Below are 19,454 nucleotides of genomic sequence, written 5' to 3'. Positions count from 1 at the left end.
AGGAATATGAAAAATAATAAAAAAGGATTATGGGGAATTCTTGTTGCAATAGGGCTATTTTTACTTTCTAAGTTAAAGTGGGTATTTGCAATTTTTAAATTAGCAAAGTTTTCAACGGTATTTAGTATGTTTCTATCACTTGGTGCGTACGCGGTTATATATGGTTGGAAATTTGGGGTAGCGCTCATTTATTTGTTGTTTATTCATGAAATGGGCCATTTATGGGCTGCGAAAAGAAAAGGTATACCAACATCGCCAGCAATATTTATTCCATTTATGGGCGCTCTTATTGGGATGAAAGAGATGCCTAAAAATGCAAAAGATGAAGCATATATTGCCTATATGGGACCTCTTTTCGGATTACTTTCATTTTTACCGGCTATTCCACTTTATATGATAACGAAAGAGCCGTTTTGGACGCTCATTATTTTACTCGGAAGTATGATTAATTTCTTTAATTTAATTCCGGTTTCTCCGTTAGACGGGGGACGGATTATTTCAGTTGTAAGTACGAAAATTTGGGGAGCGGGGCTTGTTTTATTACTTGGGTATTCAATTTATTTTAAAAGTATTTTGGGAGGGTTTATTGTTATTATCGGCTGTATGGAATTGTATAGAGTAATAAAAAGAGATGAGCCAATTAAGGAATTAGGATATAAAATTGATGGAATGAAAGAATATGTTGCAAGGCTTGAAGAGGAGTTAAAAGAAACTGGTGCTGTGCATCGAAATATATATATGATGCAACATGAAATAAATGTATTAAGGCAAAAAGAAAGAGAGAAAGAATTAAAAACAGGAGAATTTCAAAAGATTCAAGTGTTAGAGTATTTGTTACCGAAGTTTGAGCCACTGGATTACGTCCCGTATGAAGATGAAAAAGAAACACATACCATTCATATAAGAGAAGCATTTGAAATGTCAGAAAGAAAATTAGAGGAATGGGATGCGGAAAAGAGACAACAGGAAAACTACTATAAAGTGGATACAAAAACGAAATGGACGGTATTTGCTTGTTATATCGGATTAATGGCTATACTTGGCTACGCAGCTTATGAAGGATATATTGTTTTACAAGAACATTTGCCAACGAGAAATGTATAAAAGAATATTGTCGAAATGATAGGAAGAATTTATACAGGAATTATATTTCTACGAGAGAATGTTACAAGTATAGTCATACATTGTAATATCTTTAGTAGAGAAGGAGTTCTGTATATGAAGAAATTGTTAAATGTATTCGTGATTATTATCGTAATGATCATTGCGAGCTATAGTCTTATGAAAGTATTATTACATTATGCGAATAAGCCCGCTGAGGTAAGTACAACAGCTGAAATAGAAGATGTGCAAGAAGAGACAAAAGTACTAGATTTTATTCGTATGACACATGAAAGTTATAATAATTTCTTAAATTATGGCAAAGCAGAGAATTATACAGAAGGGGACTGGAACCAATTTAAACAATGGTTTCAACAACAAGAATCATCGTTAAAAAATATACATACAGACATAAAGAATGAAAAAATAAAACGTGATGTAAATAGAAGCTATGAAATTGTAAAAAAAGGTGTGGAGCTCCAAAATATTGAGTATGTAGTGTATGCACATCGCGTATACCATGACTTAGACATTATTGTAAATAAATATAGGGGTGAAACGAACATCTGGGGGTATACAGAAGTTGGAGATGGGAAAGATATAAGGGTAATTGAACAAGCGATACAGTCTAAATAATAAGCGAGCTAGCATTCTAGTTGGCTTATTTTATTTTGTAAGTTCAATGTTCATATATTTTTCACAAAAACACCGTGTTAATAGTGATTAAAATCACAATCTGTATTATACAATTCAGTTAAACTAAAAACAGTTAAGGAAATAGAGGAGTGGGATACAATGTTAAGTGAAAAAACAATTGAAATCGTAAAGTCAACAGTACCATTATTACAGGAAAAAGGCGTTGAAATTACAACGAGATTTTATGAAATTTTATTTTCGGAACATCCGGAGTTATTGAATATTTTCAACCATACAAATCAGAAAAAGGGAAGACAACAACAAGCGTTAGCGAATGCTGTTTATGCAGCTGCAACGTACATTGATAATTTAGAAGCTATTATTCCAGTTGTAAAACAAATTGGTCATAAGCATAGAAGTTTAGGTATTAAAGCAGAGCATTATCCGATTGTGGGTACATGTTTATTACGTGCAATTAAAGAGGTCGCAGGTGCACCTGATGAAGTATTAAACGCATGGGGAGAAGCGTATGGTGTCATTGCTGATGCATTCATTAGCATTGAAGCAGAGATGTATGAAGAAGCGGCACATAAAGAAGGTGGATGGAAAGATTTCCGTAACTTTGTAGTTGTTAAAAAAGTGAAGGAAAGCGATGTTATTACGTCATTTTATTTAAAACCTGAAGATGGAGGGAAAGTTTCTTCATTCATCCCAGGACAATATGTAACGGTTCAAATAAATATCGAAGGTGAAACATATACACATAATCGTCAATATAGCTTATCAGATGCTCCTGGAAAAGAATATTATCGTATTAGTGTAAAGAAAGAAAAAGGTATAGATACGCCGGATGGGAAAGTATCTAATTACTTACATGATCATGTAAAAGAAGGCGATATGTTACCAGTAAGTGCACCAGCAGGAGATTTCGTATTAAATATGGATTCAACTTTACCAGTTGTCTTAATTAGTGGTGGAGTAGGTATTACACCAATGATGAGTATGCTAAATACGTTAATTGAACAAGATTCAAAACGTAATGTATGTTTTGTTCATGCAGCGATAAATAGTAATACACATGCAATGAAAGAACACGTTGAGACAGTAGATAATGAATATGAACAAGTTAAAGCATATACTTGTTATTCTGCACCAACTGAAAAAGATTTAGAAATGAAGAACTTTGATAAAGAAGGCTTTGTTGAAAGAGAATGGTTACAAACTATTATTCCGACAACTGAAGCAGAGTTTTATTTCTGTGGTCCAATACCATTTATGAAACATATAAATGCTGTACTAACTGATTTAGGTGTGAAACAAGAACATATTCATTATGAATTTTTCGGTCCAGCAGCAAGTTTACAATAAATTGAGCTTTAAGAAGCAAAAAAAACGAGGTGTTATTTTACCTCGTTTTTTATTTGTTCTCGTAATAGTCGATTTACTGTTTCACGGCGTATACCGATCAGTTGACCAATTTCAGTTTGCGTTAATATTTCATATATAGGAATGTCACCTAAATATAGTGTGAACCATTCTTGTAAGCGATGAAGGCGTTCTTTCGGAGAGACGGTCGTCAATTGGTCGATACGTTGCTGCATCATTCTTAATTTTGACTGTAATTGCATGGCGATATTTGCATATGATGCAGGATCCGCTTGAAGTTGATCATACCATTCATTACTCATTATAGGTTCAACTTCTGTTTTCATTAAAGCGATTGCTGTACCGTGATATTCCTTCGGTGAAATTAAAGAATGGTGAGGTATCGTTTCTCCTGGAACGATAATATTGAATAGAAATGGTGTTCCATTTTCTTCTAACCTTACTACTTTTAATAAACCTGTTTTTATAAAATATAAAGGACCGTCCTCACCTTGACGGAATAGTACATCTCCTTTGTGTAAAATCAATGTTAGCCCCCCATTTAAACATCTCTATTTCTTTTATTTTAGCGTATATGTATAAAGATAATATACTTTACAACAGCAATTTCATTGACGAAATATATGCTATTACAGTAGTATACTATTTAGTGTGTAATAGTACTAGCAATGAATACGCTGTAGGGGGTTTAGTATATTGTTAGATGCGATAAAAATGACGGATATGAGAATTCCAGCGAATGCCATCATTCATGTAGAAGAGATGAAAGGTGGAGTCGTGTTATCCGTTGAAGTAGACGGCCAAATTATTTATACGATGGCTTATGATGAAGAAACAGATAGTTATGCTGAATTATATGATCGAAACGATAAGAGGGCGTGCCAAGTACATGAAGATTTTATGGGATGGTCACTTCTTCATTAAAAAAGATGTCAATATGACATCTTTTTTTATTAAACCGATAGAATATACAAAGAAATGAAATATAAGGATAAAATTTGTAATAAATGATTTTGCATTGTTAGCACTTTGTAACTGCAACTGAATTATTTTTTCGCTATCATAAAGATAACAGTCGCAGTCATAGGAGTGGTCAACGTGAAGAAAGTACATATTTCCAATTACATGTTATTATGTGTTTGTCTAATTTTATTTGTTCTCTTAGGAGGATTTTTATATTCATGTGTATAAAAAAAACGCATTCTAAAAAGAACGCGTTATAAAAAAGAAGTAATGATTAATCTAGTCCCAAGAATAATTAATGTGATACGCAATAAATTAATTACGGCGTTACCGCTTAATTTTGTATTAATATATGCCCCGATTTTTCCACCAATCCATGCACCAGGAATAAGAATTAATGCGTAAATCCAGCTGACATTTCCAAGGGAGATGTGAGTTGCAGAACTTACAATTGCTGATAGAAATACGATAAACATCGAAGTTGCTACAGCAATATGTGCTGGGAATGCAAAAAGTAGCATCATTGCTGGAACAAGTAAAGCACCGCCACCAATTCCAAATAATCCAGATATAAAACCAACTATAAAGGCGATAAAGATAGCGAGAAGCGGTGGGAATTGATAGTGTACAGTGTTTCCTTCGTTATCTGTAAAAGAGCGCTTGATTACAGTCATATTTGATAAAGAAAGGGGTTTTAATTTGTCTCGTAACATAAGAAGAATGGAGACAAAAATAAGAAAAATCCCAAAATATAAAGAAAATGTATCTTGGTTTAAAAATTTATTCGCCCACGAGCCGATGATACCACCAGGGCCACTCCCGATAAATAAAATAAGTCCACTTTTGTAATCTACTCGTTTATGCTTCATATAAGTAAGGGTGGAAGATAGTCCCGTAAAAACGACTGTTACCATTGAAGTTCCTACTGCAAGTTGTGGTGACAGGCTATGTAATCCGATTAATAACGGAACAATAATAATTCCGCCGCCAAGTCCGACTAGACTCCCGACTGTCCCGGCGATTAGCCCGATGAAAAGTAACATGATGTATTCCAAAATTGCCAACTCCTCTATATAACTTATCCACTAATTATTATACACGCTTTTTCATGAGAAAAAGCTTTGTTCACAAAAAAGTCGTCTTCCTAGAAAAATAAGGAAGACGACTTTTAATTAAAAGATTAAGTGCAATAAAGAATAAAATAAAGCAGCTAATGAAGCTGAAATAGGAAGTGTAATAACCCAAGTAATTAACATGCGTTTTGCAGTTCCCCATTTTACACCTTTTACACGATGAGAAGCACCAACCCCTAAAATAGAAGAGGAGATAACGTGCGTCGTACTAACTGGTAAGTGAATGAATGTTGCCCCGAAAATAACAAGAGATGATGATAAATCAGCAGCTACACCATTTACAGGACGAATTTTCATAATTTGTCCACCGACAGTTTTAATAATTTTCCATCCGCCGACAGAAGTACCAAGACCCATTGCAATGGCACAAGATAATTGTACCCAGAACGGAATGTCGCTAGAAGTATGATAACTATTCGCCATAAGAGCCATTGTAATAATTCCCATTGCTTTTTGCGCATCATTCGTACCATGTGTATAAGCTTGTAATGCAGCAGTGAAAATCTGGAATATACGGAAGTTTTTGTTCGTCTTCGTTAAATTAAAGTTTTTAAAGACGACTTTAAAAATACTGTATACGATATAACCAATAACAAATGCGATAATTGGTGAAATGATTAAAGCTTCAATAATTTTTATGAATCCTTTAAAGTTTAATGAACTAAAACCAGCAGCAGCGATAGCTGCACCTGCGATGGAGCCAATGATTGCATGCGAAGAACTACTTGGAATACCGTAGTACCAAGTAATCAAATTCCATGCTATTGCCGCAAGTAAAGCGGCTAAAATTACAAGAGAACCATTTTGTAAAGCGAACGGATCAACGATATCTTTCGTAATCGTTTTTGCTACACCTGTAAATGTCATCGCACCTAAAAAGTTCATAATAGCTGCCATAATAATTGCATGTCTAGGCTTTAGAGCTTTCGTTGAAACAGCCGTTGCAATAGCGTTTGCTGTATCGTGAAATCCATTAATAAAGTCAAAAGCTAAAGCGCAAATGACTACTAAAACGGTCAGTATCAAGAGTGTATCCATGATCAAACTCCTTACGCGTTCTTCATAATAATTGTTTCTAATACGTTTGCAACGCTTTGGCAGCTATCCGCTACTTCTTCAAGCTCTTCGTAAATCTCTTTGTATTGAATGATCTTAATTGGATCTTTTTCACGAGAGAATAAGTGCTTAATCGCGTGACGGCGAATATCATCACATTGTGATTCATAATCTTTAATCTTAATCGCATTTGTACGAATGTCGACTAATTTTTTGTTAGACATTAATTCAACAGAGTTTGCAATTTCAATCGCACATTGATTAATTGCTTCTACGAATTTAATCATGTATTCATCAGCTTCTGTAATAGAATACATTTCGAATAGACCAGCACTATGATCTAATCCGTCTAATACATCATCCATACTCATTGCAAGCTGTAGGATGTCCTCACGTTCAATAGGAGTAATAAACGCTTTATTTAGCTCCATAATGATTTCGTGAATAAATGAGTCACCTTTTGACTCATACTCTTTCATGCGCATAGAAAACTCTTTTAAATCGCTAGCATTTTTAATTTTATACTCCACGAAAAACTGCGCGCCTTCTTTTAAATTTTCGGAAACATTCATTAACATTTCAGAAAATTTATCTTTTTTTGATTTAAAGACCATTATTAGTTACCCCCACAAAAGTAATATATGTAAAATATATTGGCTAGTCAATTCTAACAAAAAACTGTCGTTTTTTAAAACATTTTATCGAAAAGTTTACAAAAACTTAACATAACTCTTATTGTTGTATTAATAATATTAATAATCAATATTGAATATCTTACTTGTAGAATGTCCTTTTCTTGCAAAAAGTATGAATGTGAAAGAAAAGCTTTACACTACAGGAAAGACTACGTTATTATAATAAATTTAAAAGGAGGTATATTCTTCCTTTTGAAAAGAAGAGTGTAAACAAACGAAGGAAGTGAACGAATGAAATTGAAGAACACTCACTTAAAAAAAATGCAGGAGTGGTTCAACAAGAGGAAGAAGCTTCGTAATTCATTAATTGTATTAGGAAGTTTGCTCGCTACTCTATTTATTGCTATAAATATAATAATTTCTATTCAAGACATATCTGAATTAAAGCAAGCTGTTCCGCAGCCGACCTTAATTTATGATGCAAATAATGAAGTTGCGACTAAATTAGCTTCTTCTAAAACAGAAGGCGTAAAAAAGAAAGATATTCCTGATATTATGGTTCAGGCCATTGTTGCAGTAGAAGATAAGGAATTTTTTAACCATCACGGGATTTACTATAGTGGAATTATAAGTGCAGTTTTTAAAAATATTACAGCAGGAGAAGTTGTAGCAGGGGGAAGTACAATTACACAACAACTTGCGAAAAATGTATTTCTGACACAAGACCGCACATACTCTCGAAAAATTAAGGAATATTTTTTAACAAAAAAAATAGAGCGTACGTATACGAAAGATGAAATCATTGAAATGTATATGAACCAAATTTATTTTGGTGAAGGTGCTTGGGGTATAAAAAGAGCAGCTAAATCTTATTTTGATAAAGATGTAAAAGATTTAACAATTTCAGAAGCAGCAACGATTGCGGGCTTGATTAAAGCACCATCTGCGTATTCACCTTATAAAAACTTTAACAAGTCAATTGAAAGACGTAATGTCGTATTAAGTTTAATGAAAGAGCAAGGGTATATTTCGGACGAACAGTATAATAAAGAAAAAGAGAGTGGACTTGTGTTAAAACGTGGCGTTGATGATAAATACAAGGGAAAATACTCTCAATATGTAGACTATATTGTTAGAGAGGCGATGGACAAGTACGAATTAACACAAAATGAAATTTTAGCAGGTGGTTATCGTATTTATACAGAGCTTGACCCGAAAAAACAACAGGCCGTAGAAGACGTTGTGAATAATGATAGTTATTTCAAAGATAGTGGCTCAGACCAACTCATGCAAACGGGTGTAGTTCTTATGAATCCCAAAACAGGTGGTATACCAGCTTTAGTTGGAGGCAGAGGGCCGTATCAGTTTTTACAGTTTAACCATGCAACCCAATTAAAAAGACAACCGGGCTCAACGTTAAAACCTTTGGCTGTATATGTACCAGCGTTAGAACAAGGATATGAAGTATACGATATATTAAAAGATGAACCATTTAACATTAAAGAATATAAACCACAAAATAGCGATCATACTTTTCACGGTGATGTGACAATGTATGAAGCCGTAGCAAAGTCGTATAATGTTTCAGCTGTGTGGCTATTAGAACAAATTGGATTAGATAAAGGATTGAAATCTTTAGAGCGATTTGGTATTCCATTAGTGCCAGAAGATCGTACGTATCCGATTGCTTTAGGCGGTATGCATGTGGGGACATCTCCATTTGTAATGGCTCAAGCATACAGTACATTTGCAAATGACGGAGTCCAAGTGGAAGCTCATGCAATTAGGGAGATACAAAATGCTGAAGGTGAAACGCTTGGAAAGTGGTATAAGAAAGAGACACGAGTGACGAGTGAGAAAGTTTCTCAAAAAATGACATATTTATTAAAAGGTGTTGTCGAAAAGGGAACGGGCGAAAAGGCAAAAGTTAATAATGTTGATACGGCAGGTAAGACAGGAACTACTCAAATTGTAAATGGCCCGAGCACCGGTGCAAAGGATTCATGGTTTGTTGGATACACACCAGATTTAGTAGGTGCGATTTGGGTAGGATATGATAAAACCGATAGCGATCATTATGTTCCGGGTGGTAGTCAAATTACGACGACAATGTTCCGGGATATTATGAAAAAAGCGAACGCAAATCCAGCTCAAAAAGCATTTCAGTTATCGCTCATATCTGAGGCTGATTATAAAAAACAATTGACTACAATAGAAGAGGAAAAACGAAGAAAAGAAGAAGAGAAGAGAAGGAAAGAAGAGGAACAACAACGAAAACAAGAGCAACAAGAGTGGCTTGATAAAGTGAAAGAATGGATTCCTTCATTTTGGTAAAAGAAAGAGGCGAATAAAAAAATTCGCCTCTTATTTTGTATGAAAACAAAATAAAATTTTAATCGGTAGAGATTTTTGTCTATCTTAATTAGCTATTAATCCATATCCGTTGAGATACATGAGATTACTCGTTAAGTACAATATTCGTACTGCCAAAGGATTCGGAATCGTATGTTACGATTATTTTGCCTTTACTAATAGGTTCGTAAGGTAATTCTTCTTCGTAATTACCGTTATTTTCATTGTGGATAGAAAGTGTAATTTCATCGATTTTTTTATTTGTATACTGATTTTTAATCGTTTCAGCAATTTGGAGTAACGCCTCGGAACTAGAAGCTTTCGTAATAAGCATTCCTTTTATAACCCTTTTTTCATTATTTGTGGAATTGGAATAAGGGATGTTGCTTTGTTTTGTATACAAAAGTTTGTATGGAGCAGTTTTTCTCTCTGCTTTTGATATAGTGGAATATTTTAGAGTTAAAAAAAATCCTACACATAAAATAATGCATACCATAAGTGCAAACCAAATGCGTATTAGTGACATAACTCTCATTTTCATCCCTCTTTCATATCTTTGACTTCACTATTTATCATACAAAATAAGGATTAAGATAGAGTAAATTTGAGGTAAAGAAACGTAAAGAAGGAGCACTTATCCTCCCAAATAAGTGCTCCTTTCTATATAAAGAGAGATTTAATGCACGGTTAAACGATACATATTATTATAAATATACTTCTTAAGCGAAAATTAGTAAATTCGGAATACAGATAGTGTTGCTGTTGTATCGCCTGTGTTAGGAATAGAAATAGTGTTTGCTGTAGGCTGTATAGCAATCGTTGTACCAGCTTGTAAAGTAACAATTGTAGAGAAAGAAACAGCACTACCGATAACGTTAGTTGAGAAATTACGAGTAGGTGGTTGACCATTGAATGAAATACCGAATCCAAATGGTGAAGACCCTGGGAAAGTTGTAGACGCTGAGAAACTAATATCATATACGCCTGTTTCTAAAATCGTTAAAGTATCTGAAGTATCATTGAAAGAGATATTAGTTAATTCAAACACTTGATTGAATTGAAGGTTTGTTCCAGGTGATATAGTTTGTGGATTTGAGTTTCCGATTGCCGCGATCGTTACAGGAATTGGTGTACCCGCTGGTCCGGTTGCACCAGTAGCACCTTGAGCACCAGTAGCACCTGTTGCGCCCGCCGGTCCTTGAGGTCCAGTAGCACCTTGAGCGCCTGCTGGTCCTTGAGCACCAGTAGCACCTTGAGCGCCTGCCGGTCCTTGAGCACCAGTAGCACCTGTTGCGCCCGCCGGTCCTTGAGCACCAGTAGCACCTTGAGCGCCTGCTGGTCCTTGAGCACCAGTAGCACCTGTTGCGCCCGCCGGTCCTTGAGCACCAGTAGCACCTTGAGCGCCCGCTGGTCCTTGAGCACCAGTAGCACCTTGAGCGCCCGCTGGTCCTTGAGCACCAGTAGCACCTTGAGCGCCTGCTGGTCCTTGAGCACCAGTAGCACCTTGAGCGCCTGCTGGTCCTTGAGCACCAGTAGCGCCAGTAGCCCCTGCAGGCCCTTGAACGCCTTGAGGTCCTTGAGCACCAGTAGCGCCAGTAGCCCCCGCTGGTCCTTGAACACCTTGAGGTCCTTGAGCACCAGTAGCCCCTGCTGGCCCTTGAACACCTTGAGGTCCTTGAGCACCAGTAGCGCCAGTAGCCCCTGCTGGTCCTTGAACGCCTTGAGCACCAGTAGCGCCAGTAGCCCCTGCTGGCCCTTGAACGCCTTGAGGTCCTTGAGCACCAGTAGCGCCAGTAGCCCCCGCTGGTCCTTGAACACCTTGAGGTCCTTGAGCACCAGTAGCGCCAGTAGCCCCTGCTGGTCCTTGAACGCCTTGAGCACCAGTAGCGCCAGTAGCCCCCGCTGGTCCTTGAACGCCTTGAGGTCCTTGAGCACCAGTAGCGCCAGTAGCCCCCGCTGGCCCTTGAATACCTTGAGGCCCTTGAGGTCCAGTAGCGCCTTGAACACCTGCAGGTCCTTGAGCGCCTTGAGGTCCTTGAGGTCCTTGAGGTCCAGTGGCACCTTGAGCCCCCGCCGGTCCTTGAGGCCCAGTAGCACCAGTAGCCCCCGCCGGTCCTTGAGGCCCAGTAGCGCCAGTAGCGCCGGTAGCACCAGTAGCACCGGTAGCGCCTCCGCCTCCAAGACAACCTGATCCGTATTGAACTAGGATAGCTTGGATCTCTGTTATGAGTTTAACTAGTTTGTCGGTCGTACAACAATCTACTTTGAATAACTTAGCGATATACAATAAATAATTAAGCAGGCTTTGTAGTTCAACGTACAACGCTCCGCATGAGAAAGGTGTTGTTCTTAAAATAGTTAATAGATTAGCAATGATAGAATTTCCAATTTGTTTTTGTGCTGGAGATAAATCTAAGCAATTGAGAAATTTTTGTAAGTTATTTAGGGCAGCGATTAAGTTATCGATATTATTTTGAGAAGGGTTTTGAAAGACAGCTTGAATAGCTTGGCCAAGAGCTTGAAGAAGTCTAACAAATTCTGTAAGTTCGGACTTAGAGATGTTAATATGACTACAAGCTCTGACTTCGCAACAGTCATTACCATAAAATACTTTTCCTTTATTTTTATTGTTCATCTTTTCATTCCTTTCTTTCATAGAATCAATAGTCATTACTATATATTAAAATGAAATTTATACTGAATTCGTGATGGACAAACTACCATTTCTAAAAAAATAAGAAATTGGCCCGCTTGGCAAACAAATAAGTAAGATATAGAGAAGGTTTCATATAATGTAAAGAAGAAAAGTTCAACATAAAAAACTGCATGTCAATTGTTAAGGGATTTAACAATTGACATGCAGTTCGTGGATTGGATTTTATTTGTCTTGATTTAATCTTTCAAGGGCTGTTTTAGGTAAGATTGGAATTGAAATAGTAAAAGTAGTACCATCTTCATTACTAGTCATTTTTAATGTACCGTTATGATTTTGAATAATTTTTTTCGTTACTGCCAAGCCGAGTCCTGTACCGGAATCTTTTGTTGAGAAGAATGGATCAAAGATATATTCTTGAATCGCTGATGGAATACCAGTCCCATTATCAGTGAAAGTAATACGAACAAAATTATCTAGGCGGTAACTAGTAATTTGGATAGAAAGTTTTTTTTCCCCTTGAGCATCGACAGCGTTCTGGAATAAGTTTAAAAAAACTTGCACAAGTTCATGACGATCAATATGAACTAAAATATCATCTAATTCGGTAGAAAAATTATAATTAATTGAAATGTTATGTAAAAAGACTTCGCTAGCTAGTAACTGTTGAATATACTCACGTAAAAATGTATTAATTTGAAAGGGTTCTCTTGTAAATTCACGTGTTTTTGAAATAGATAAAAATTTTGTAATGATACTATTTGCGCGATCTAATTCAGGAATAAGTAAGTTTTTAAATAGTTCTTTATTAGATGGAGAAACAGTTTCTTGTAAAAATTGTAAATAACCTCGTACGGTTGTAAGAGGATTACGGACTTCATGTGCAATACCAGCTGCGATTCGCCCTGCTAACGAAAATTTTTCTGCATCACGTTCTGTGTTTAAATAATGAAAGACACTAATAACTCTAAAAATTTCTCCGTTATAATCACGAATAATTCGGTTATTTAAAATACCATAGTTTTTGTCTAAAACTTCTTCATTATATATTTCTGTGCCTGTTCTTAATGTTTCAAGAGCTTTAATTTTTTCTTCAGGTAATTTTAGTAATTGTTGAATTGGCTTTCCGATTATATCATTTCGTACTACACCAAAATCATCTGCCGCAGCCTGATTACATAAAGTTATATTTCCTTTATTATCAACAAAGGTTACATGATGTGAAAAAGCATCAAAAATATGAACAAAGTATGTTTCAAGTTGTTTAAATAAAAATAATGAATCGCAAGTAAGCTGAAAATCAGCCTCTTTATTCTCTTTTTGTATGTTTTGAATAGAATGAGTTGATCTCGTTTTCTTTATTTGTAAACCAATCTGTGGATTTTTATATGTGAAATGATGTGGTAATTGATTCACAAGTTCTTCATAAAAACGTACTTTATTTTCTAATTCTTCTATTCGTTTTTCATGAGACACAATATCATCTTTTGGAAGCATAAATAAATAACCCCTCAATTTAAAAATTCTTCCATCTAGTATATCATATTTTTATACGGATACTCTTAAAGAAGGGACTACTTAATGAAATTGATTGGTCGAAGTGTTCAGGAAGTGAGTAGAATGGATAGTAGGTGAAGTTAAAAAGGGAGGAATATATTTGCTTTTCATTGGAGTAACAGGGTGGGGAGATCATGATTCTTTATATATAGACCCCTATGAAAATAGAAATAAATTACGAACATATAGTGAGTATTTCCCTATAGTAGAAGTGGATAGTTCATTTTATGCGATGCAACCTGCACGAAACTATACAAAATGGGCAATGGAAACACCGAAAGATTTTTCTTTTATCGTCAAAGCATATCAAGGAATGACAGGACATATGAAAGGTGAAGTTCCTTTTTCTACGTTCGATGAGATGTTTGATGTATATAAACAATCTATTCTTCCTTTAATTGAAGCTGGTAAATTAAAAACGATTTTATTTCAATATCCACCATGGTTTGATTGTAAAAAGAAAAATGTAGATTTTCTTCGATATACGAAAGAAAAAATGGAAGGTTTGCCGTGTGCAATAGAATTTCGAAATCAAACATGGTTTTATCCAGAAATGAGAGATAAGACGTTACAGTTTCTAGAGCAAGAAAAATGGATTCATACAATTTGTGATGAGCCACAGGCAGGAATAGGTTCAGTACCACTCGTATTAGAAGTAACGAATGCAGAGATGGTGTTAATACGTTTTCATGGCCGAAATGTTCATGGCTGGCTTGATAAAGGGGAAAATTGGAGAGCGGTTCGTTGCTTATATCGCTACAACAATAAAGAATTAGAAGAATGGGTAGAAAGACTAGAACAATTAAAAAAGAAGACAAAGGACATATACGTATTATTTAACAATAATTCAGGCGGAGATGCAGCTGATAATGCGAAACAGCTTATGAAAATGATGAACATTACATATGGTGAGCCAAAGCCTGAGCAATTAAATTTGTTTGAGTGATAATAAACAAGAAAGGCACTGTACAAACAGGGGGAATGTACAGTGCCTTTCTATATGAAAAAGAGGGGTAACAATGTTACTGAGCGTTTGGTTGATTCATCAATTGTTGGCTTCGTAATAAATGATAATGGTTATCATTATCATTGTCAATGGTTTTCCTGAAAATAAATAAAAAATTTTTTATGGGATAGTAACGATAGGGAGATCCCTAATAGGAGTTTGACTAAAGTAAAGAATTGTTTCGAGGTAGATTTCCTGCAAACCCCTGATAAAGTGAAACTTTAATCAGGGGGGTGTTCATCCCCCACTGATTATCAGCCCTCACCAATCGGGCTTTTACGGGCAGCCCGACCTCCATCTAACTTCTTTACTTCCGCTGAATTTTGAGGTGGGGGTCTTACTGCCCGTTAATGCGGGATAAAGTATAAAAAAAGAACAGCAATTAATGCTGTTCTTTGCTAGTGATGAATTGTTGTAAATCAAAAGGAGTTATCGCTTGGATAAATTCTTTTGAGATAAGTGTTTGAACAAGAGTACTCTCAGAAATAGAAGCACCTGTTTTCTTTTCATAAGCTTGTTTCAATAAATCAAGTTTTTCAGCCGTTTCTTTCGGTAATTCAATTGTTAAAGTGTTCATAATTTCTCCCCCTTACTATTAGAGTACCACTACAATATAGGAGAGACAAGAAAAGAGAATGTGAAACATAAAAAAGGTTACCATTTATAAATGGTAACCTTTTTTATGTATAAGAGTTATTAAGCAATACCGATATACTTTAAAGTTTTTGATGGAGTACTATGATCAAAGAAGTGTTGTAAAAATGCGATATCAACACCTGATTTGTATGCGCAATATCCCCAAGTTTTTCGAAGTGTATGTGAGCTAATCCCTTCTAATCCAACTTCTTTTGCAGCTTTGTTTAAAATGTACCACGCATGTTGTCTCGTAATAGATTTTGTTCCTTTTTGAGACTTTAACAATGGTTCATTACGTTTCCAAGTTTTACGTTCTTTCATGTAGTCTTCGATCGCGTGCTGTAAGTCTTCATTTACAGCGAACCATTTATGTTTCTTTACTTTTTCATTGTAAAATAAAATGGAATGGCGAACATTTTCATTTTCATCGATTACATCACTAACTTTTAATTGTAAGATTTCACTTACTTTTAAGCCAGAATTTACAGCTAATACGAATAATAAGCCATCACGTTTCGAAGATTGTAAAAGTATATTTTTGATAGTTTCTAATTGTTTTTCATTTTGAATAGGTTGTCCTGCTTGTTTCATTTCACGCACTCTCCTCTTTTATATGTGTAAAGGAAAGGATTAACTTGTTTCTTACTATAAAGGGAGAGTGTGAATTTCATGTGAACTCCTAGTGAAATTAAGACAAATTATTTGACTTCTTTTACTTTTTGTAAATTAAAGTAGAATACAACACTATTAGTTGTGTTATATACACCGTACTCCGCATGGTGAAGGTCTAAAATGTTTTTTACAATTGATAATCCGAGACCAGTACCACCAGTATGACGGCTACGAGATGCATCTAAACGGTAGAAACGATCCCAAATTTTTTCAAGACTTTCTTCTGGGATAGGGTTTCCTGTGTTTTCGATTTGTATTTTTACTGTATCTTCCATTGCTATAACGGAAACTTGTATTTTTTCTCCTTCTGGCGTATAGCGAATGGCATTGCTAAGTAAGTTCACAACCACTTGTTCAATTCGACTACGATTCGCTTGAACAAATATAGAAGAGTCTACATCTATATTCACTTGTAAATGCTTTTCTTCCATGCTAAATAATAACTTTGTATAGACTTGTTGAATTAGTTCACCGATTGAGAATGTCGTCATATCTAGCTTGTACGTACCTGATTCTAATTTTGCTAATTCTAACATTTCAACAATAAGTCTGTTCATGTTTTCGGTTTCTTCTAAAATAACATCTGTGTAATACGTCGTATCTTTACTAACGCCATCTTTAATTCCTTCTGCGAAACTTCTAATTACACTAAGTGGTGTTTTTAATTCGTGTGATACACCAGAAATGAATTCTTTTCGCGTTTTCTCTAATTGACGTTCACGTTCAATATCTTGTTGTAATTTTGTATTGGCAACATTTAATCGATCAATTCGGTCTTTTAAGTTTACAGATAATGTATTAATACTACCGGAAAGTCCACCAATCTCATCGTCTGCTGTCACAGGTAACTTCTCGCTAAAATCAAAATTGGCCATTTTTTTTGTAACGCGATTCATTTTAATTAATGGTTTCACAATGATTTTTGAGTAGTAGAAGGATAATAAAATAATTACGAGAAATACGATGATTAAGGCATAGACATAATAATCTTTCAAAACGAGCATCGCTTCATTAACAGGTTGCAAGGATGCTATCGCAAAAGCATATTCTGTAATCTCTCCATTTTTCATAATAGGTTTTACAAAGATACTATTCTTTATATTCTCCCCGCTATCTATTATATAAGTGTTTAATTGCTGCGAGTTAGCAGTGCCATTTCTAATAAGCTCTGCAAAATATTGAACGGCTTGCAATGTTTCAATATCATTTGCAAGACGAACCTCCGCTTTCGATGGAAGTTGTAACTTAGAGATCGTACCAGTAAACTCAATTTGAGTAACAGTTTTGTATCGGTTTGTAAGTCTATTTTTAGAAGGGTTACCATTAATAGATGAAAAATCTGAATTGGTATATTCGTTTTGCCATCGATTGTAATTTGTTGTCAATTTTATTGGTGTTATTGTTTTGTTTTGTAGCAAACCGACGACATTTATCACATCGTCTTTTTTCAATCCTAAGTTTTCGAATTTCTTATATTCTTCGGGTGTTAAAAGATTATTGAGAGGAATAGAATATGTCTCATTATTTTTAGGATTAAATACGTCAATATAGTAATTGTTGTCGCTTTTAATAATGCCATTCGTATTTAAAAATTGCATGTCAGCATTTGTTTTATCATGAAATTCTTGTTTTAGTTTTCGAATTTCTTCATAAGTTTTCCCACTTTTTTCGTACGTATCTACGAACTTTTCAAAAGCAGTTTGAACTGTTTTTACTTTTTTATTAATATAAAATTTCTCTAAAAATAGAGATTGTCCTAAGAAAAAAAGGAGGAATATGATTGTAAATAATGTCGATGTTAATAAAAATAGTTTAAAGACGATACTTCTGTTTTTCACTGCGTCACCTCTTGTGAGAAATACTGTAAATGATTTCTTTATTATAACAAATGGTACAAAAAAGTAGAGGAGAAAATCTGTCTCTTCCGAAAGTAGTTTTTAATAAAAAGTCACATAAAAAGAACTCGACAGACGTATGACGAGTTCTTTAATGTATTATTGTTGAATTGCTGCATCTAAAGCGATTTCAATCATTTCGTTAAATGTAGTTTGACGCTCTTCAGATGTTGTTTCTTCACCAGTGAAGATGTGATCACTTACTGTTAAGACAGATAATGCATTTACACCGTATTTCGCTGCTAATGTGTAAAGCGCAGTTGTTTCCATTTCTACTGCTAGTACACCGTAATCTCCAAGCTTTTTCACCATGTCCATGCTCTCACGGTAAAATACATCTGCTGTTAAAACGTTACCAACACGAACGTGTAGGCCTTTTTCAGTTCCAGCATCGTAAGCTTTTTTTAGAAGGTCGAAGTTTGCAGCTGGTGCAAAATCAAATCCTGGGAATGTTAAACGGTTCATATTAGAATCCGTACAAGCTGTCATTGCAATAATAACGTCACGTACTTTTACGTCTTTTTGAATAGCACCGCAAGTTCCAACGCGAATTAAATTTTTAACTCCGTAGCTTTGGATTAATTCGTTTACATAAATAGAAATAGAAGGAACACCCATACCTGTACCTTGCACAGATACACGTTTTCCTTTATAAGTTCCAGTGAATCCTAACATTCCACGTACGTTATTATAGCAAGTAACGTCCTCTAGAAATGTTTCAGCAATATATTTTGCACGCAATGGATCACCAGGTAATAGAATAGATTCAGCGATTTCACCTTGTTTTGCTTCAATATGTACACTCATGAAAAGTCCTCCTTATAATGTATTGATAGAAATCAATATCATTTGCATTATACACTATGAATCCTTTCAATTAAAATCTTTTTTATCCTTTGTAATATGTGCAAAACAGAAGGATTTCATAAATCATAATCTAGAATATATATGAAAGAAGTTTTGTATGAATAGAGACTATAAAAATGGTAGGTGATGTTTTGAAAAATCTTGTCATTGGACTTGTTGCTTTGTTATTTATTGTGGTAGGTGGATTTTACATAAAAAAGTATCAGGAAACTACAGAGACTGTAGGTGATGTTCAGGAAGTAAAATGGGATGTATCAAATGGAAAAGGAAATAAGAAAACGGATATTTCATTTCAATTATTAAATAATAAAAATAGCGAAGTTCGTGGTGTGAATGATCAAATTCGTGCAGTTATTGTAGACGGACAATTAAAACACGTACAACAAATGAAACCTACATTCGCAGGAAATGGATCATATAAAGTATCTTCTAAAATAGCGAAAGATGAAGGATATACAATATTTTTATATGAAGACAAAAATAAGTCTGTGCAATCATTTGCGAAGAAAGATTTTGGGAAAGAAATAGACGAGAAAAATAAGAAAAAAGTAAAATTTCCAATCGATAGTGTACTTACAAAAAAAATAGGGGAGTATGAAGTTTCTCTATTATTTGGTGCATTGCATCCGAATGAGCCAGTGACGTTAACATTTCAATTTCAAGCGAAAAAGGGTGAGAAATTGAAACTACATGCAGAGAGAGGAGAAGTGGAGGCGCTCTATATCGTGGACGAAACGAGAGAAAACTTTTTATATGCAATCCCTGTTGATACAGATGAGCAATTACAATATCGCATTACATTTCCTGCTGAAGGAACGTATAAAATATGGGGAGATTTCTATATAAATGGTAAGAAATATGAAAAAGAATTTATTGTACAAGTTCAAAAAAGAAAAAACAGCTAAC

18 protein-coding genes are annotated in these 19,454 nt (G+C 35.0%); 7 read left to right on the top strand and 11 right to left on the bottom strand.

The features are described from left to right. Window positions 1-6 precede the first annotated feature (6 nt). The 3 genes from ACTFNE_RS15750 (at window position 7) to hmpA (ending at window position 3,105) form a co-directional block, all read left to right on the top strand. Window positions 7-1,104, top strand: coding sequence for a site-2 protease family protein (locus ACTFNE_RS15750; RefSeq protein ID WP_439998169.1), 1,098 nt, complete (start codon window positions 7-9; stop codon window positions 1,102-1,104). Between the two features lie 114 nt (window positions 1,105-1,218). Continuing rightward, window positions 1,219-1,737: a hypothetical protein gene (locus tag ACTFNE_RS15745; protein WP_000735216.1), complete on the top strand. Its 519-nt coding sequence runs from the start codon at window positions 1,219-1,221 to the stop codon at window positions 1,735-1,737. Window positions 1,738-1,896: 159 nt separating this feature from the next. Then, window positions 1,897-3,105, top strand: a complete 1,209-nt coding sequence (hmpA, locus tag ACTFNE_RS15740; protein WP_270706221.1) for an NO-inducible flavohemoprotein — start codon at window positions 1,897-1,899, stop codon at window positions 3,103-3,105. A gap of 32 nt (window positions 3,106-3,137) precedes the next feature. On the opposite strand, the gene ACTFNE_RS15735 is transcribed toward hmpA, so the two are convergent. Further along, window positions 3,138-3,650, bottom strand: coding sequence for a Crp/Fnr family transcriptional regulator (locus ACTFNE_RS15735; RefSeq protein ID WP_000600590.1), 513 nt, complete (start codon window positions 3,648-3,650; stop codon window positions 3,138-3,140). Window positions 3,651-3,819: 169 nt separating this feature from the next. Between ACTFNE_RS15735 and ACTFNE_RS15730 the strand changes: the two genes are divergently transcribed. Beyond that, window positions 3,820-4,047, top strand: a complete 228-nt coding sequence (locus ACTFNE_RS15730; protein WP_000882907.1) for a hypothetical protein — start codon at window positions 3,820-3,822, stop codon at window positions 4,045-4,047. A gap of 293 nt (window positions 4,048-4,340) precedes the next feature. Here ACTFNE_RS15730 and ACTFNE_RS15725 read toward each other — a convergent pair whose 3' ends face one another. From ACTFNE_RS15725 to ACTFNE_RS15715, 3 genes are all read right to left on the bottom strand, one after another. Next, window positions 4,341-5,141 (bottom strand): sulfite exporter TauE/SafE family protein, encoded by an 801-nt coding sequence (locus ACTFNE_RS15725; protein ID WP_000455758.1) that lies wholly within the window; start codon window positions 5,139-5,141, stop codon window positions 4,341-4,343. A gap of 117 nt (window positions 5,142-5,258) precedes the next feature. Next, window positions 5,259-6,257 carry an inorganic phosphate transporter gene (locus ACTFNE_RS15720; protein WP_000380271.1) on the bottom strand — a complete coding sequence of 333 codons (999 nt, stop codon included), beginning with the start codon at window positions 6,255-6,257 and terminating at the stop codon, window positions 5,259-5,261. Between the two features lie 11 nt (window positions 6,258-6,268). Further along, window positions 6,269-6,889, bottom strand: coding sequence for a DUF47 domain-containing protein (locus ACTFNE_RS15715; protein WP_000231448.1), 621 nt, complete (start codon window positions 6,887-6,889; stop codon window positions 6,269-6,271). 312 nt (window positions 6,890-7,201) lie between these two features. Between ACTFNE_RS15715 and ACTFNE_RS15710 the strand changes: the two genes are divergently transcribed. Beyond that, window positions 7,202-9,244: a transglycosylase domain-containing protein gene (locus ACTFNE_RS15710; RefSeq protein ID WP_000769281.1), complete on the top strand. Its 2,043-nt coding sequence runs from the start codon at window positions 7,202-7,204 to the stop codon at window positions 9,242-9,244. 124 nt (window positions 9,245-9,368) lie between these two features. On the opposite strand, the gene ACTFNE_RS15705 is transcribed toward ACTFNE_RS15710, so the two are convergent. From ACTFNE_RS15705 to ACTFNE_RS15695, 3 genes are all read right to left on the bottom strand, one after another. After that, complete coding sequence (locus tag ACTFNE_RS15705; RefSeq protein WP_001265565.1) at window positions 9,369-9,797, bottom strand: hypothetical protein; 429 nt, start codon at window positions 9,795-9,797, stop codon at window positions 9,369-9,371. A 195-nt stretch (window positions 9,798-9,992) separates the two neighbouring features. After that, window positions 9,993-11,897 (bottom strand): Gly-Xaa-Xaa repeat protein, encoded by a 1,905-nt coding sequence (locus tag ACTFNE_RS15700; RefSeq protein WP_439998166.1) that lies wholly within the window; start codon window positions 11,895-11,897, stop codon window positions 9,993-9,995. Between the two features lie 243 nt (window positions 11,898-12,140). Next, complete coding sequence (locus tag ACTFNE_RS15695; RefSeq protein ID WP_270706036.1) at window positions 12,141-13,412, bottom strand: PAS domain-containing sensor histidine kinase; 1,272 nt, start codon at window positions 13,410-13,412, stop codon at window positions 12,141-12,143. A gap of 160 nt (window positions 13,413-13,572) precedes the next feature. Between ACTFNE_RS15695 and ACTFNE_RS15690 the strand changes: the two genes are divergently transcribed. Then, window positions 13,573-14,418: a DUF72 domain-containing protein gene (locus ACTFNE_RS15690; protein WP_046197251.1), complete on the top strand. Its 846-nt coding sequence runs from the start codon at window positions 13,573-13,575 to the stop codon at window positions 14,416-14,418. A 442-nt stretch (window positions 14,419-14,860) separates the two neighbouring features. Here the strand turns inward: ACTFNE_RS15690 and ACTFNE_RS15685 are convergent, their stop codons facing one another. The 4 genes from ACTFNE_RS15685 to deoD all read right to left on the bottom strand — a co-directional run bounded on the left by ACTFNE_RS15685 (window position 14,861) and on the right by deoD (window position 18,488). Beyond that, a complete protein-coding gene (locus ACTFNE_RS15685) occupies window positions 14,861-15,055 on the bottom strand; it encodes a DUF3924 family protein (RefSeq protein ID WP_001094859.1) in 195 nt (64 codons plus the stop codon). 119 nt (window positions 15,056-15,174) lie between these two features. After that, window positions 15,175-15,705 carry a tyrosine-type recombinase/integrase gene (locus ACTFNE_RS15680; RefSeq protein WP_000806236.1) on the bottom strand — a complete coding sequence of 177 codons (531 nt, stop codon included), beginning with the start codon at window positions 15,703-15,705 and terminating at the stop codon, window positions 15,175-15,177. A 107-nt stretch (window positions 15,706-15,812) separates the two neighbouring features. Next, window positions 15,813-17,624, bottom strand: a complete 1,812-nt coding sequence (locus ACTFNE_RS15675; protein WP_270706037.1) for a sensor histidine kinase — start codon at window positions 17,622-17,624, stop codon at window positions 15,813-15,815. A 156-nt stretch (window positions 17,625-17,780) separates the two neighbouring features. Beyond that, window positions 17,781-18,488 (bottom strand): purine-nucleoside phosphorylase, encoded by a 708-nt coding sequence (gene deoD, locus ACTFNE_RS15670; protein ID WP_000110707.1) that lies wholly within the window; start codon window positions 18,486-18,488, stop codon window positions 17,781-17,783. Window positions 18,489-18,664: 176 nt separating this feature from the next. Between deoD and ACTFNE_RS15665 the strand changes: the two genes are divergently transcribed. Continuing rightward, window positions 18,665-19,453 (top strand): hypothetical protein, encoded by a 789-nt coding sequence (locus ACTFNE_RS15665; RefSeq protein WP_000232619.1) that lies wholly within the window; start codon window positions 18,665-18,667, stop codon window positions 19,451-19,453. Window position 19,454: the final 1 nt, after the last annotated feature.

This window comes from Bacillus cereus group sp. MYBKT111-2 (assembly GCF_051915205.1).
GTDB classification, from domain to species: domain Bacteria; phylum Bacillota; class Bacilli; order Bacillales; family Bacillaceae_G; genus Bacillus_A; species Bacillus_A paranthracis.
Note: the sequence above shows the minus strand (reverse complement) of the source record. Positions and strands in the feature narration are given on the sequence as shown.